General features: G+C 45.1%; 13 protein-coding genes. 5 read left to right on the top strand and 8 right to left on the bottom strand.

Features of this window, described 5'->3' with window-relative positions:
- The first annotated feature begins 90 nt into the window (after nt 1-90).
- The 5 genes from dksA (at nt 91) to glyS (ending at nt 5334) form a co-directional block, all read left to right on the top strand.
- A complete protein-coding gene (gene dksA, locus G493_RS0126180; protein WP_028582719.1) occupies nt 91-453 on the top strand; it encodes an RNA polymerase-binding protein DksA in 363 nt (120 codons plus the stop codon).
- 5 nt (nt 454-458) lie between these two features.
- Nucleotides 459-1463 carry a galactose-1-phosphate uridylyltransferase gene (gene galT / locus G493_RS0126175; RefSeq protein WP_028582718.1) on the top strand — a complete coding sequence of 335 codons (1005 nt, stop codon included), beginning with the start codon at nt 459-461 and terminating at the stop codon, nt 1461-1463.
- An 88-nt stretch (nt 1464-1551) separates the two neighbouring features.
- Nucleotides 1552-1908, top strand: a complete 357-nt coding sequence (locus G493_RS0126170; RefSeq protein WP_028582717.1) for a response regulator — start codon at nt 1552-1554, stop codon at nt 1906-1908.
- A gap of 398 nt (nt 1909-2306) precedes the next feature.
- Nucleotides 2307-3008 carry a GTP cyclohydrolase, FolE2/MptA family gene (locus G493_RS0126165; protein WP_028582716.1) on the top strand — a complete coding sequence of 234 codons (702 nt, stop codon included), beginning with the start codon at nt 2307-2309 and terminating at the stop codon, nt 3006-3008.
- A gap of 247 nt (nt 3009-3255) precedes the next feature.
- Nucleotides 3256-5334, top strand: a complete 2079-nt coding sequence (glyS, locus tag G493_RS0126155) for a glycine--tRNA ligase subunit beta (protein WP_028582715.1) — start codon at nt 3256-3258, stop codon at nt 5332-5334.
- 173 nt (nt 5335-5507) lie between these two features.
- Here the strand turns inward: glyS and G493_RS0126150 are convergent, their stop codons facing one another.
- From G493_RS0126150 to G493_RS0126115, 8 genes are all read right to left on the bottom strand, one after another.
- A complete protein-coding gene (locus G493_RS0126150) occupies nt 5508-5897 on the bottom strand; it encodes a cytochrome c3 family protein (protein ID WP_028582714.1) in 390 nt (129 codons plus the stop codon).
- Nucleotides 5898-6071: 174 nt separating this feature from the next.
- Nucleotides 6072-6923, bottom strand: coding sequence for a c-type cytochrome biogenesis protein CcsB (gene ccsB / locus G493_RS0126145; protein WP_028582713.1), 852 nt, complete (start codon nt 6921-6923; stop codon nt 6072-6074).
- 62 nt (nt 6924-6985) lie between these two features.
- On the bottom strand, nt 6986-8362 hold the full coding sequence (resB, locus tag G493_RS0126140) for a cytochrome c biogenesis protein ResB (RefSeq protein WP_028582712.1): 1377 nt from the start codon (nt 8360-8362) through the stop codon (nt 6986-6988).
- A gap of 230 nt (nt 8363-8592) precedes the next feature.
- The gene (locus G493_RS0126135; protein WP_028582711.1) at nt 8593-9807 is read right to left on the bottom strand and encodes a lactate racemase domain-containing protein; all 1215 of its coding nucleotides are present in this window, start codon (nt 9805-9807) and stop codon (nt 8593-8595) included.
- Nucleotides 9804-11114 carry a (Fe-S)-binding protein gene (locus G493_RS31460; protein ID WP_084813783.1) on the bottom strand — a complete coding sequence of 437 codons (1311 nt, stop codon included), beginning with the start codon at nt 11112-11114 and terminating at the stop codon, nt 9804-9806. The genes G493_RS0126135 and G493_RS31460 overlap by 4 nt, the downstream gene beginning before the upstream one ends.
- Complete coding sequence (locus G493_RS0126125) at nt 11101-12531, bottom strand: FAD-binding oxidoreductase (protein ID WP_028582710.1); 1431 nt, start codon at nt 12529-12531, stop codon at nt 11101-11103. Before G493_RS0126125 ends, G493_RS31460 begins: the two co-directional genes overlap by 14 nt.
- A 154-nt stretch (nt 12532-12685) precedes the next feature.
- On the bottom strand, nt 12686-13186 hold the full coding sequence (locus G493_RS0126120; RefSeq protein ID WP_028582709.1) for a shikimate kinase: 501 nt from the start codon (nt 13184-13186) through the stop codon (nt 12686-12688).
- Between the two features lie 369 nt (nt 13187-13555).
- Nucleotides 13556-14299 carry an ATP-binding protein gene (locus G493_RS0126115; RefSeq protein WP_028582708.1) on the bottom strand — a complete coding sequence of 248 codons (744 nt, stop codon included), beginning with the start codon at nt 14297-14299 and terminating at the stop codon, nt 13556-13558.
- Nucleotides 14300-14546 lie beyond the last annotated feature (247 nt).

Below are 14546 nucleotides of genomic sequence, written 5' to 3'. Positions count from 1 at the left end.
TCATGGTCTCGAACTCGCACTAGCGCTGTTTCGATCTGACACTGCAGTATGTTTGGTTAATTTGAATCCCGTTTGTTTCGGAGTGCTGATATGGACCAAAAAGATTTACAGATGTTTAAGGAAAAACTTGAGGAAATGAAATCTGAAATCACCTCCGATGTGGAACAGACTCTTACAGAGATGACCACCCAGACTGATAACATTCCGGATCCCAACGACAGGGCTACGGTAGAATCAGATCGCAGTTTTGAGCTTCGAATTCGAGGACGCGAGCGCCGATTAATGGATAAGATTGATGAAGCGCTAGGTCGGATTGACGATGGTTCATACGGTATATGCGCTGACTGTGGAGAGGATATTGCCATCAAACGTCTGGAGGCTCGTCCTGTCGCCAAGTTTTGCATTGAGTGCAAAACCCGTCAGGAAAAACGTGAAAAAGAACAGGGACGATAACTATCATGCCTGAGTTACGAAAAGATCCCATTCTTGGGCGCTGGATCATAATCGCTCAGGAACGAGGTAAACGGCCCACAGATTTTCTTGTTCAGGAGGCGAAGGTCAAGGGCGGATTTTGTCCTCTTTGTCCAGGCAACGAGAAAACTACTCCGGATGAAGTCCTCGTCTACGGAAGAACACAAGGCCACTCAAATACCCCGGGTTGGGATTTACGTGTGGTACCCAATAAATACCCGGCTCTGGTTATTGAAGGTGAGTTGGATAAACAGGGGGAAGGGCTTTATGACCGTATGAATGGTATAGGAGCCCATGAAGTCATCATTGAGTGCCCCCACCATGAGCAGAAATTTTCTGATTTGCCCGCAGATAAAATGATTCTGACTTTTCGGGCTTTTCGTGATCGTATACGGGATTTGGCAAAAGATGATCGTTTCAGTTACGTGATGGTCTTTAAAAATTTTGGTAAAGCAGCCGGTGCTTCTCTGGAACATAGCCACTCACAACTTGTTGCACTTCCTATTCTACCGCGGATGGTCTCATCTGAACTCGATGGCAGTCTTTCCTACTATAAGTACAAGGACCGGTGTGTTTTTTGTGACATCATTCGCCAGGAAATCCAGCAGGATATTCGTCTGGTATGTGAAAACAGTCATTTTGTGACCGTGGCCCCATTTGCTCCGAGATCACCGTTTGAAATGTGGATCATGCCACGTCATCATAATTCCAATTACGCTAATCAGGACGAGGACTCATTGCAGGCACTGACAGCAATATTCAGTGAGTCACTGCGGAGATTGGATGCCTGTATACCTAATGTTCCTTATAACTTTGTATTGCACACTCAACCGTTGCGGTCCGGACCGCTGGAGCATTACCACTGGCATTTTGAAATAGTACCTAAATTGACTTCCATTGCAGGATTTGAGTGGGGAACCGGGTTTTATATTAATCCGATACCCCCTGAAGATACGTGTAAATATCTTAAAGAAATTCAATTGCAGGCCTAGGCTGATCGGACTACTAAAAGTAGGAGCCACATTCGGTAAGGCTACATCCCACAGGGGACGCCCCACGTGAAGGGCTTTGGAGGAGAATATGTCAAATAAAACTATTTTGTTGGTCGATGACGAGCAGGGGATACAGTTGCTCTACCGGGGTGAGTTTGAAGAAGATGGGTATACGGTTATATCAGCCTTTAACGGAGAAGAAGCTTTAGAGAAATTTCGTGAGCATCAGCCTGACCTGGTTGTGTTGGATATAAATATGCCAGGGATGAATGGCATTGATGTGTTAAGCCGTATGAAGGAAATCAATGCTCAACTTCCAGTTATTCTTTGTTCAGCATACCCGGAATTTAAAAATGATTTTAAGAGTTGGGCTTCTGATGAGTATATTGTGAAATCTGCAAATATTGACGAACTTAAGGAAGCTGTGCATAAATACCTTGATTAATACTTTACACGACTCTGTTACTTTGCCCGTTATTTTTTCATCACCGTATTGTAACGGGTTCATGGCAGCATGAAAAAAGAATGGCTAAGAGTGTGAAATATTAACATTCCCTTGTCTGAACCAGCAAATATTACACATTATGCAGCACTATTTTTATAATGTTGTATTCCATTTCATGGAGCAGGAAGTTCGGAGTCTCTCTGGAACATTGTAATATTGGTTCTCATTTGTTTGTCAGATAGGATATCATATCTCCAGAACCGACTCTGTTTCGGTTTCAACAGGGTTTTCCCCAATACTGATATTTGAGTTATTCACCGCCATTGGGGCGTGTCAGGTGTGAGCGTGGAGCGGAGAGCCCTCAATTCGGTTTTTTATACTTTTTATTTTATTTACTAATGCAAGACGTTCAGTCCTCTCCCGATTCAAGATGCATAGACATCCGAAAAGTTGGGGTTAAAAATATCTCTTATCCTATCACGTTACAAGATAAGGCAAAACAGTCGCAACAGACTGTTGCCAGTGTCAATATGTACGTACATCTTCCCAGACACTTTAAAGGGACTCATATGAGTCGTTTTATAGAGATTTTGAACTGTTTTCATCATAAGTTTGATCTACTTGCGCTACATAACATATTGGAAGAAATGCGCAAACGTCTCGAAGCTGAAGCCGCCCATCTGGAAATTTCCTTTCCCTACTTTTTTGCTGCCTCCCTAGGTAATTCGGAATGCATTTCCAGAAGGTATGACTGCAGTATGTGTGGTTCTCTTAAAGAACAGCTTGACCTGGTAGTCGAGGTTGAAGTTCCTGTACAGTTAAATACCAACGCTAGGAAAAATGGTGTGCAGGCTGTCTCCGGTCTGTGGGGTAAAGTCCTGGTTGCCGTACGCCTCAACCATTTCGTCTGGTTGGAGGATCTTATACAACATATAGAGAGAGGTAGTGCATCTGGTGGATCTGGTGGCGATTCACCGGAAGCAATGTGTAAGAGAATCGGGCAAATATTGAGTTCACTGGCTGCATTTTCCTGGTTTCGGGTTAAAGTTGAGCATGTGGAACGCGGATTTTCCAGCTACGCCGCCATAGAAGGGCCTTGATGTAACGGTTGAGTAGAGAAGTTGTGCGCTCTGATTTTAAGGTCAGAGAAACTCCATACGACAACAGGCATGCCTAAAAACTTGGTCTTGGTTGTTGATGTCGGTGCAACCTTCGAGTATGATACCCAATCCCTGAAAATTGATCCCATTATTTATATAAAGACAAATAGAGAGAGTGTCTCAGAATCCTTGGGATGTGCATTTGTCTGAGCACCCTATTAAACAGATTTTAAGGTCGTGAGTAGCCATGAGTGAACTACTATTTGAAATCGGAACCGAGGAAATACCTGCTGGGTATATACAACCTGCATTGCAAACCCTTGGCAGGGAAATGGACAGGAAGTTACGCGGCCTTGGCTTACATTTCCATGGGATAGAGACTTATGGAACACCGCGGCGGCTAACGCTGATTATCCAGGATCTTGAGAGTCGGCAGCCTGACCAGCGTCTTGAACACATCGGCCCTTCCCGTAGTGCCGGTTTTGATGCTGACGGCAATCCCACCAAAGCAGCCATAGGATTTGCCCGGTCCAAAGGTAAGGCTCCTGAGAGTTTGGAAGTTGTGGAAACTCCCAAAGGTGAATACCTCATGGTGATTGAAGAAGTACAGGGGCAGGATAGCATCGATTTACTCCCTGATTTACTTGAATCCTTAATACGGGAAATTGTTTTTCCTAAATCCATGCGCTGGTCTGAAACATGTTTGGCCTTTGCTCGTCCCATTCAATGGATAGTCGCTCTTTTTGATGGAAGTGTCATAGATCTGGAAATAGAAGGTGTTGTAGCTGGTAACACATCCAGAGGACATCGTTTTCTCGCATCTGGCAATATCACTATTTCTGGTATTGCGCAGTATCGGCAGGCAATGGCAGACCATTTTGTGATTGTCGATATGCAGCAGCGGCGAAAAATGGTTATCAACGAGGTTGAGCATGCCGTTCGTGAACAGCAGAATGTGCCAGGGGCACAACCTGTGCTGCATGATGGTCTCATAGATACAGTGACCAATCTGGTTGAAAAACCATATGGAATTTGTGGATCATTTGATGAAAAATTTTTGCAACTCCCAGATGAAGCTCTCATAACTTCCATGCGTGAGCACCAGAAATATTTTCCTGTTACTGACAGTACCACGGGAAAATTGCTTCCATATTTTGTAGCTGTAAACAACACTGAGATTGCAGATACAAAATTTGCAGCCAGTGGTCATGAAAGGGTATTGAGAGCCAGACTTGAGGATGGATTGTTTTTCTATAAAGAAGATCAGAAAGAGAAGCTGGAAACTCGTATAGAGCGACTCAGTGGCATTGTTTTTCAGCATAAATTAGGCACCATGCTTGAAAAATCAGAACGAGTAGCAAAGTTGGCAGAGCAGCTGGCCGAGGCTATTCAACCTGAGCTTAAAGTAGAAGCTGTACGTGCTGCCCGATTGGCCAAAGCTGATCTGTTAACTGAAATGGTTGGAGAATTTCCATCGTTGCAGGGAATCATGGGGAGAGAATATGCAACCAGGGATGGCGAACCACTCTCTGTAGCTCAGGCAATCGAAGAGCATTATATGCCTGTTCGCTCAGGAGGTGAGCTTCCCGGAAGCATATTGGGTGCAATTGTAGGGATTGCTGATCGGCTCGATACCATAGCTGGATGTTTTGCCATAGGTGAACGGCCCACAGGGAATAAAGATGCTTTTGGTTTACGTCGGCAGGCCATAGGTCTGATCAATATTCTCAAGGGACTGTCAATCTCCATCAAGCTCTCTGTATTTGTGGATGCCGCCTTACAAGGCTATGTTGGGCAATTGACTATTGAAAACAAAACTGCTGAAGATATTCTGGCATTTATCAGTCTGAGATTTGCCAACGAGCAGGTTGCCAGTGGTTTTCCTCAGGAAGTCGTCGATGCTGCTACTGCTATAAAATTTGATGATCCGGTTGATTGCCTTGCACGAATAGAAGCACTGAATCAAATTCAGGGTCAGGAACAGTTTGCCGTGCTTGCCGGTTCCTTTAAACGAATTCGCAATATTATCAAAGATAACAGTGCAACAACAGTGGATACCGCTTTGCTTCAGGAACAGGCGGAAAAGGATTTGTTCCAGGCTTTTGAGCAGGTAGAGACTATTACCGCGCCCTTGTTGAATGAGAAGAAGTATTCCCAGGCCCTTGAAGAAATGTTGGCCATGAAAACCCCTGTTGACACCTTTTTCGATCAGGTGATGGTCATGGCAGAGGATGCATCAGTGCGGCAAAACAGGTTGAACATGCTCACCGCTTTAGGGCAATTGGTCTTACAGGTTGGAGATATATCCCGTATGCATGTTGAGTAACTTGATGATCTGCATACAAATGTATTGAAGGCAGCAGATTACAGAGGTAGTTCTTCATTGCTATAGCCTGTTGTTTCAACGAAGTGTAAGAAAGATTTTTGCTGGTAAAAAAAAGCTGCTTCATATTAATGGAGCAGCTTTTTTTTTATTGCATCACTTCTGTGTATGATCAGCTATTTGTGACAGACATTACACTTAGCCAGTTTTGCATCCTGCTGTTTGTGACAGTCTTTACAAAGAGCATGTGCGGCATCTTTGTAGCTTGCAACTTTTTTAGGCATCCCTGCAGCCTTGTTATGGCAAGACTCACATTTGCCGATTTCCTGTCCTTCTACATAATCGATCTTTTTGCCATCAGCATCTTTTCCGTGATGGCAGTCACCGCACGCCAGTCGTGATTGGTGCTCTGCATGGGGAAATGTAGCTGGTTTGGGCTTTTTAGCGGTATCAATGGTTGATTCCAGGGTGATTTCCGCAGGCCCTTTGTCAGATGCAAAGGACACACCACTTCCAACTACGAAGAAGGCAGCCAGTATTGCGCCGCACACCAGTAGCTTTTTCATGTCAATCCTCCTTGGTTTGCGCTTCTTCAGACACGTTGCGTGGCCGAATGGCACGAGTTATTGGTATATGAACAAAACAACTGTAATCGGCAAAAGGTATAGCTCTTTCCCCGTTCATTGTCAACAATGCTCAGGACAGTAGTGCACTAACCCTATGTTTTTTATATTTCTTCATCAACCTGGTGTTCCATAGCTGTGTAACCCGGCAAGGAGGTAATTGACACCAAAGTAGGTAAACAAAACAGCGAAAAAGCCAAATATCGCCAACCAGGCAATTCGTTTACCCGTCCAACCTATGGTGAAGCGAACATGAAGTGTAATGGCATAGAGAAACCAGGTAATGAGAGACCAGGTCTCTTTTGCATCCCAACTCCAGTATGTTCCCCAGGCTTCATTTGCCCAGATGGCTCCGGTGATAATGCCGGCGGAAAGCCACATAAAACCAAAAACAATAGTTTTGTGGGTTAGATCGTCCAGCTCTGTCAGGGCAGGAAGTGCAGACTCAGTATATGTATTTGTTCCTCCGGATTGGCTTGATAATTTTACCAGGTACATAACCCCCAGCGCTGCAGCCACAGCAAATGCTCCATAGCCAATAAAACAGGTAACAACATGGGCTATGAGCCAATTGGATTGGAGCGCGGGAAGCAGTGGTTTTATATCAGCAGAGATATGGCCGGAGAAAGATGCATAAGCCATGGCAATGAAAGAAAGTGGCATGGTGAACATGCCAAGAACCCTTGCCTTGTATTTGAAATCAATGAGCACGTAAAACAAGGTTGTGCACCAGGCAAAAAAGACCAGAGATTCATACATGTTGGTCAGTGGCGCATGACCAATTCCCATTGCGTATGATTCGGTCCAGCGTAATCCGATGCCCGCTGTTTGAATAAGAAGACCAAGAACGGCAAGAAAGAGGCCTACAAGGCCTGCGCCTTTGGAACGAAAAACCAGCTGTCCGGCATGAAATGCCGTTGACAGCAGGTAGGCCAGCATGGTGAGGCCCAGCAGAGTTGAACTATCCATATGTATTTTCCAGTGAATAAAAACTGTCTTGAGTGTCTTTTAACGCTTCAAAATTCGCACGCTTAGTGGTGCAACTCATCAGATGCGTCAACTAGTGCCTGAAACGTTTTTTCAAAGCCAACTTTATTTTTATTGGTGTTTCCAGCAAGGAGTAATGTGCAACCTTGGTCTTCCATATTGAGATAGGCAAATATTTTTTTATGCGAAGTAAAAAATGCTATGTATAGCCCTAACAACATCAGGCCACATCCAAGATACACTAACCATACACCGGGGTCTTTGGTGACCTGAAAGACTGTGGCATAGAGCTGTTTAGCAGTAAACGTGTATGTACCCGTTGGCCTTTCAATGGAGGCCTCCTGGCCGGCCGCAACCCAGAAAATAGAAGGTTTGCCCTGGTTGTCGGAAAACCAGACTTTTATTCTTTGGGTTATATTACGAGAAATTTCCCGGTTAAGGATCCCAAACGAAACGTCTGCTTCTTGCCATTTTTGTTGTTTTGCAGGAGCTATGACTGCCTGTTTCTGCAAGGTCGGTTGATCGTTATCTCCCTGTTTCTTGACAGTTACAAGAAAGTCTTGGAATGGCTGGTAGCTGGATTGGTAGAGAGTCACCCCTTTATATTTAAGTGGTTTGTTCACTTTGATGGCAATATCTTCCATTGTTGGTACAGGTTTCCCGTTTTCGAAAATCGTCACCTGGGAAAGATAGGTTTTGGGCATGCCGTTTGCGTAATAATCAATGGAAAAAGAGTTGCAGCGAACTGTGAATCCTAATGGAATTGGAGTCTGCTTTCCAAAAGGAAAAACCCTATTGTTTTTCTGGGTTTCGGGAATGGCCATGGAACCTTTAAAGGCAAAGTCAGGCCTGTGTAATACTTTGTTTGCAAACATGGACGAACCCAGTACCGCGCCTGTGAGGATAATCAAAATGGACAGGTGGACCACATAGACTCCAAAGCGTGTCCAGGCACCTTTCTCGGAGAAAAACAGTATGCCATTTTTGAATACGCGCTGTTCCGGTTTCCATCCGTTGTTTCGTAGGAAAGAATCAATTTGCTGAGGTGTTGTTTGCTCATCGTAGCTCACGCTGTGCGAGAAATGCATGTTTTGCAAGCGGTCCGGCTGGATTTTTAGATTATCTTTACGAATGAGCTTGAGAACCTGGGGAATACGTTTGAGACTGCAAACAATCAGGTTTATAACAAATAGGAGAAGCAGGGCCAGAAACCACCACGAACTGTACATATCAGTGAAGTCCAGTATGCCCATGAAACGGGCAGCCTGCTCCCCATATTTTTCTATATAGAAATGTGAAGGTTGATTTTGTGGAATTATGGTACCGATGATTGAAGTGGCAGCCAGAATAAAGAGAAGAAACAGGGCCAGTTGCACGGATGCAAAGAAGGCCACGATAGGATTTGATCTTGCGTTGGACATGGATACGTTTACACAGACTGCTGCAACTCAGACTGATGGTTTGTGGTTATTGGTCAGAGGTTATTACAGGCAAAAAATGTTACATTTCAAGTACAACTGGTATACGTTCACCCTTCACCCAAGAACAATTCTTAATTGAAACAGAGGAAAATGGCAAATGTTTGTTCCGAACAGGCCCGTATTTTCTCGTAGCTTGTACAACATATTTTCCCTATCATTCAAGCTGCCAGTTATATAAGCAGCGACGCATTTGGGATAATGGCCAGTGATGTATCTTCATCTGCCAAGGCATTTTGGATTCGAGTTATGTCCCATTTTTGCACACCAATTTTTTTACACGTGTCTGGCGTCAGATCAGTAAGCAGAGAAATGGCTATTCGGTCTGTTTTTTTCATCATTGCCAGAGCCGTGCCGCCGTTTCCTGAATATTTGTCAATGAGTCCGGCAAAAGCCTGGGTAAAACCATTTTTTGAAAAGTAGGGGAGGAATGTGGTTGAGCCGATTTGATCAGGACACCGAGCCAGCATGATTAACTGCCCCCCTTCGCGTACAAAGCGGCTGCTGTTATGAATGGCCTTGTGAGCCTGGATGAAATTAATATCTTTGGGCGATCCTCCGGCAGAAGCGAGGACAATGTCAAATTCTTTAGTATTTTCATGTCGATAATAGCCATCAAGTCGTGAACAGGCAGAGAGAAAAACATCATATCCTGAACCAAAAAGAAAATCAGCAAGTTGTCCATCGCTGTTGAGGATTCCATGAATGGAAAAATAGTCTGGTAAATAGCTGTTGATTTCTTTCAGATCTTCAGCTATCGGATTGGTGTCCAGGCTACCTGGCTGGCATTGTTCCTCAAGATTACCCGTCTGACGATTGAGATACAAACTGTGGTTGCTGTGAATAGCTGAGCGCTCTGCAAGACCTGGGAACAGTAATTTTCTGCCGCCTCCATATCCTGCAAAATAATGGTGACTGACCGCGCCAATGGTCAGTATGGCGTCAGACTCGAGTATATCCTGACAGATCAGGATTGGTGTTCCCCGCTGCGTTTTCCCTAACTCGGTAAACTGAGCATGATCACAGTGGTGATGGATAAAATGGTATTCATCGTATACCTGGCCATAGCAGTGCCGGCATGTTCGATCATCTTGTGGCTGATGGGTACCGTATGCTATGTAAAAGGTTATCTGTTGTCTTCTCAGCCCTTTCTCGCGCAAGCTTTTCACCAACCAGGGAAGCACTGTTTCGTAACCGCAGAGTCTGGTTTTATCAGCAACAACAATGGCAAGATTGTCCGTTGGTAGCAGTTGTTTCAGAAACGGCGTAATGCCATGCCTGAATATTTCTTCGGAAATTCGGATTGTTGGTTCCTGAATAGAGAGAATTTCTGCATGTCTATGTAGGGCAAATTCGATGCTGTCATTTCCATAGGCAAGGCGGATCATTGGTTCGTATTTACCGATGGAAGGAGTTCTTTAAGCCTGGATATATCGGCAGTATGGGTTAGGGTACTATGAAGTAATTCCAAGGTATGCATGACCTGTGTATGAAGTCCGGCCTGATTAATGGCATCCTGCAGTTGTATCATGCATCCCGGACAGGCGGTGGCGATATATTGTGCACCTGTTTTTTTCAGGTTTTCAGCCTTGAGAGCGCCTATTTTCTGAGATTGCTCATAGTGGGCGATGGAAAAGGTCCCACCAAGTCCACAGCAGGATCCGGCATTTTCCATTTCCCGGTATCGTACTGCGGGGAGGGATTGCAAGAGTTCCCTTGGCTCTCTGGTTATGCCGTGGGTCCGCAAATGGCAGGGATCATGGTACGTGAGATCGATTCGCGAAGTAGAACGAGGAAGCGCAGAAAGAGAGTGGTGCAGTCCCTGTTGATAGAGAAATACATGGATATCCATCACTTTGCTGCTGAACTCCTCCACAGGTCCAACCATGGTTTCCGGCAACTCTCCGATGCCCGCATGGCAGGATGCACATCCTGTAAGGATATAGTCCACCCGGCGTCTGGAAAAGGCAGCTACGTTTTGTCGAACCAGTTTTTCAATAACTGGACCGTTTCCCGCTGAACGTGCCGGGATCCCGCAACATCCCTGATCGTGTGGGAAAAAGATAGAATATCCAAGTAAGCGCAGAATTTCTATCATGTATTTGCCTATTTCAGGGTAGAGATAGGTTATACCGCATCCTGCAAAAATGCCGATTACAGGCTTGTCAGGATCACCAGGCTGATACTCAGGGTAATATGCAAAGAGATTTTTTGGTGCAAATAATGGTATGGTTCGCAATTCCATCCCCTGTATCGGAAAACGGAGGCGTAACCCGCTGGAAGCTGGAATTTTTCGAAACACAGCAGGAGAGACTCTCCTTACAGCTTGTGCCAGCTTTTTCATGAGAGAGGTTGAACCAGTGATTGCGCCAATGGCACGACTTGTCAAAGATACCCCTGACTGCCTGCTCAATTCCCTGCGTACAGCTCCGACAATTTTGTCTGTGGGAACTTTATTAGGACATTTGATAACACAGGAACCACAGAGCAGACACATGGACATGTCTTCCGTCAGATGTGCGCCCGTTTGAACCTCTCCTTGTAACATGGCCCTTGCTATTGCGAGTTTTCCCCTGGCAACAGCGCCTTCATTACGTTGCTGGAGGTATGCCGGGCAATGTGCCTGACAAGCTCCGCACCGGACGCATTGGTTGATACTCTGTTCATAGTCTTGAAGTGTTTTATTGCGGATCATCTTGTAACTGCGTGGGGAAGGCCAATTGTTCAGGAGAAGTTTCCAGGAAAATTTTTCCTGGATTCATAATATTGTTAGGGTCCAGTGCTTTTTTAAGCATCTGCATGTAGTGGAGTGTTGCCGGATCAATTTCCAGGCGCAGAAAGGGAGCTTTCGCTGTACCGATGCCATGTTCTCCACTGATTGAGCCACCCATATCAACGGTAGTTTGAAATATTTCAAGAAGCACTTTGTCAACCGTTGCCTGCATACCTGGTTGCTGTAAATCAACCATCACATTGACATGGATATTGCCATCACCGGCATGGCCAAAATTGACAATTGGTACATCATAGGTGGAACTGATTTTTTCCAATGCCCGAATCATGTCCGGTACTTTACTCCGTGGGACAACGATGTCTTCATTGAATTTATCCGGATTGATTTTTCGCATGCTGGGGCTCACGCTACGACGTACATCCCAGATGGCTTCGGCCTCTGTATGATCTGCCGCAACACGACTTTCCAGGATACCTAGCGGGGTGAGAAGTCCCAGAATTTTGTCAGTTTGCTTTTCCAGGATTTCCTGATCACCATCCACCTCTATAATGAGAAGCGCTCTGCATTTTTCCAACACCGGAAGTCCGGTTTTACCACGAATACACTCGATGGTTGTGGCATCCAGAAATTCCAGGGTGGTGGGAATAATTTTATTACGAATAATAGTGGAGACTGCCCGGGCTGCACTGTCGATTGATGAAAACTGAACCAGCATGGTTTTTTTTGCAGCGGGCTTTGGAAGGAGTTTTACCGTGATACGGGTAACAATTCCAAGGGTTCCTTCGGAACCAACAAAGAGTTTGGTCAGGTCGTATCCCGCAACATTTTTCATGGTTACGCCACCGGTGTGCAGGATATCTCCAGTGGGGGTAACAACTTCCAGGCCCAGAATATAGTCCTTGGTAACACCATATTTGACGCATCTCGGACCACCAGCACACTCGGCAACATTGCCGCCAATGGTACTGAATTCTTTGGATGCCGGGTCTGGAGGGTAGAACAATCCAGATTTTTCCACTTCTCTTTGCAGATGTGCGGTAACTACCCCTGGTTCAACTGTGGCTGTGAGATTGTCCTCATCAATATCCAGGATGGCATTCATTCGTGTGAGAACAACCACGATACCACCCTGTACTGGCAATGAGCCTCCTGTAAAGCCGCTACCAGCTCCTCTTGGTAGAATGGGGATGTTGTATTGATTGGCAAGTTTGACTATTTCGCTTACTTGCAGACTGTTTTCTACATAGACAACAACATCTGGCATGTATTGCTTCTGGGTAGCATCATAGCCGTGGATAAGTCGATCAGACTGTTCTGTCAGTACATTTTCCGGGCCGACAATTCTTTCAAGGCTCAGAAGGAGGTCTTTATTCAGCATTGGTTACTATCGTTGGTCGCTATAATGAAAATATCTGGTGTGGACAGGGCATGACTTTTATGTAAACCCATGAAAGAGTAATCGCAGAGTCAGGGTAAACGTCTGGGCAGCAAGTATATATCTGTATCATATCTGAACGCTCAGCTGCGCTAAATCAAATAATGAATCGTTGAGCTATTTCTACTGCGATGTCTTCCTGGTCTCGAAGTTGGCAATCGATGGTGATATCTGCATATCTGTTATACAGTTCTTGCCGTTCGTCATAAAGTTCTTGAAAACTCTGGTGCTCCGCTTTGGCTATACCACGAGTTTCAAAGTTTTTAATGCGGCGTTTGATCTCATCATAGGATACCTTGAGGAAGATGATGGTGGACATCGTCTGTAAGTGGCGCATTGCTCGATCACTGTAAGCTGCACTTCCTCCAGTGGCAATAACGTGTTTGGAAATGTTCAGCTTGCAGATTTCCTGTTCTTCAATGTGTCTCAGGTTCAGATAATCGCTTTCATCCAGGATTTCCTGGAGTGATTTCTGTTGATTGATTTGGATAAGGACATCTGTGTCTATAAAACCCATGGAGAGATTTTTGGCAAGGATGATGCCTATTGTGCTTTTTCCAGCTCCAGGCATACCTATAAGGGTGAGGTTTGTTTTCATGGTAACAACTCTCCAGTGGAGGCGAAGATTTTGTCAGGTGACTTCGATTGCATGCCCGGTATCTCGCAGTTGCGGCAACAATTTCGTGCAAGAAAAAATCCAGGTTTAACTCTATTATAGTGGTACCTACTCACAGATGAGACGGACAAGCTTGAACGTCTCACCTATTTCATTGGTTACAGGATGCCTGAGGTGTTCCCAAGCAGGTTGGCGCAGTGTATTGCAGCATACGAAAGCCAGGCTGAGTGCGGAAAAATCAGGTACGCAGTGAGTAGTTATCCATAATGTATTAAACATTATTGGCTAAAGTGCCACCAGATTATAGATTATGATGTCACATTACCCTAAATATTCCCATAGGTAATCGTTTTACCATGTCTTTGTTTGCAGAACTTTTCCCTCTCGGGAAATTACAACCTGTTGAACTGGAAAAGTCGGATTTGTTTTGTTAAAAGCGTCTTTGATTATGTGCAGCATGGAATTGCAGCAAGGAACTTCCATTATCAGGACAGTCAACGTCTTAATTTTTCTGTTACTGAAGATATCTGTAAAACGGTCCACGTACAGCTGTTGGTCGTCAAATTTAGGACATCCCATCATAACTACCCGTCCTGCCACATAATCCCGCTGAATATTGGGGTATGCGATAGCCGTACAATCCGCAGCAACCAACAGGTCCGCGTTTTCAAGGAAAGGTGCGGTGGGAGGAATAAGCCGTATCTGTACTGGCCAGTGCGAGAGGTTAGATTCGTTTTGTGTTGCAGGTTCATTGGAAGCCTGACAACTGCTGGCCGGTTGCATCATCTGCAGCTGTGCGGAAGGACAGCCGACTGGAGTAGAGTTCTTCTGCTCCTTGAGCGTATCATTATGAGCAGCCAGATATTCTTCCACGGCTTCTTCGTCAAATTCTTCTGCCTCACGTTCAATAATGCGCAGAGCTCCTGTGGGACAGGAACCCAGGCAGGCACCGAGACCATCGCAGAGTTTGTCAGCTACCAGTTTTGCTTTGCCGTCGATGATCTGCAGCGAGCCTTCGGCACAATCCGGCACACAGAGGCCGCATCCATTGCAGAGCTCCTCGTCTATTTCAATAATTTTTCGTGTTACTTTCATAATATCTGTTCCTGCATCAACATAAGGGGCGCGGAAAATACTAAATATTCAAAAATTGCGTATGATATCGGTTTGGTAACGTCGTAGTGTCAATGGTTCCATACTGGCCGTATTGAATCCTTGACGCGACGACGTTACCGAGTTGAGAGACAAGCAAGATTGGATAATGTATTTTATCCGTGACCCTAAGGTCTAGTAATAGTCTGCATAACTGGTGGTTTGATCCACAATGTTCCCACGCTGTGCG

Origin of the sequence: Desulfogranum japonicum DSM 18378 (genome assembly GCF_000429945.1) — a bacterium.
Taxonomy (GTDB): domain Bacteria; phylum Desulfobacterota; class Desulfobulbia; order Desulfobulbales; family Desulfobulbaceae; genus Desulfogranum; species Desulfogranum japonicum.
The sequence above is the reverse complement of the archived record's forward strand: the minus strand, read 5'-3'. Positions and strand labels throughout refer to the sequence as shown.

Bases quoted from the DNA above. Each gene is read 5' to 3' on its own strand.
- dksA (WP_028582719.1), top strand. From the start codon at position 91: ATGGACCAAAAAGATTTACAGATGTTTAAGGAAAAACTTGAGGAAATG.
- galT (WP_028582718.1), top strand. From the start codon at position 459: ATGCCTGAGTTACGAAAAGATCCCATTCTTGGGCGCTGGATCATAATC.
- G493_RS0126170 (WP_028582717.1), top strand. From the start codon at position 1,552: ATGTCAAATAAAACTATTTTGTTGGTCGATGACGAGCAGGGGATACAG.
- G493_RS0126165 (WP_028582716.1), top strand. From the start codon at position 2,307: ATGCAAGACGTTCAGTCCTCTCCCGATTCAAGATGCATAGACATCCGA.
- glyS (WP_028582715.1), top strand. From the start codon at position 3,256: ATGAGTGAACTACTATTTGAAATCGGAACCGAGGAAATACCTGCTGGG.
- G493_RS0126150 (WP_028582714.1), bottom strand. From the start codon at position 5,897: ATGAAAAAGCTACTGGTGTGCGGCGCAATACTGGCTGCCTTCTTCGTA.
- ccsB (WP_028582713.1), bottom strand. From the start codon at position 6,923: ATGGATAGTTCAACTCTGCTGGGCCTCACCATGCTGGCCTACCTGCTG.
- resB (WP_028582712.1), bottom strand. From the start codon at position 8,362: ATGTCCAACGCAAGATCAAATCCTATCGTGGCCTTCTTTGCATCCGTG.
- G493_RS0126135 (WP_028582711.1), bottom strand. From the start codon at position 9,807: ATGATCCGCCTTGCCTATGGAAATGACAGCATCGAATTTGCCCTACAT.
- G493_RS31460 (WP_084813783.1), bottom strand. From the start codon at position 11,114: ATGATCCGCAATAAAACACTTCAAGACTATGAACAGAGTATCAACCAA.
- G493_RS0126125 (WP_028582710.1), bottom strand. From the start codon at position 12,531: ATGCTGAATAAAGACCTCCTTCTGAGCCTTGAAAGAATTGTCGGCCCG.
- G493_RS0126120 (WP_028582709.1), bottom strand. From the start codon at position 13,186: ATGAAAACAAACCTCACCCTTATAGGTATGCCTGGAGCTGGAAAAAGC.
- G493_RS0126115 (WP_028582708.1), bottom strand. From the start codon at position 14,299: ATGAAAGTAACACGAAAAATTATTGAAATAGACGAGGAGCTCTGCAAT.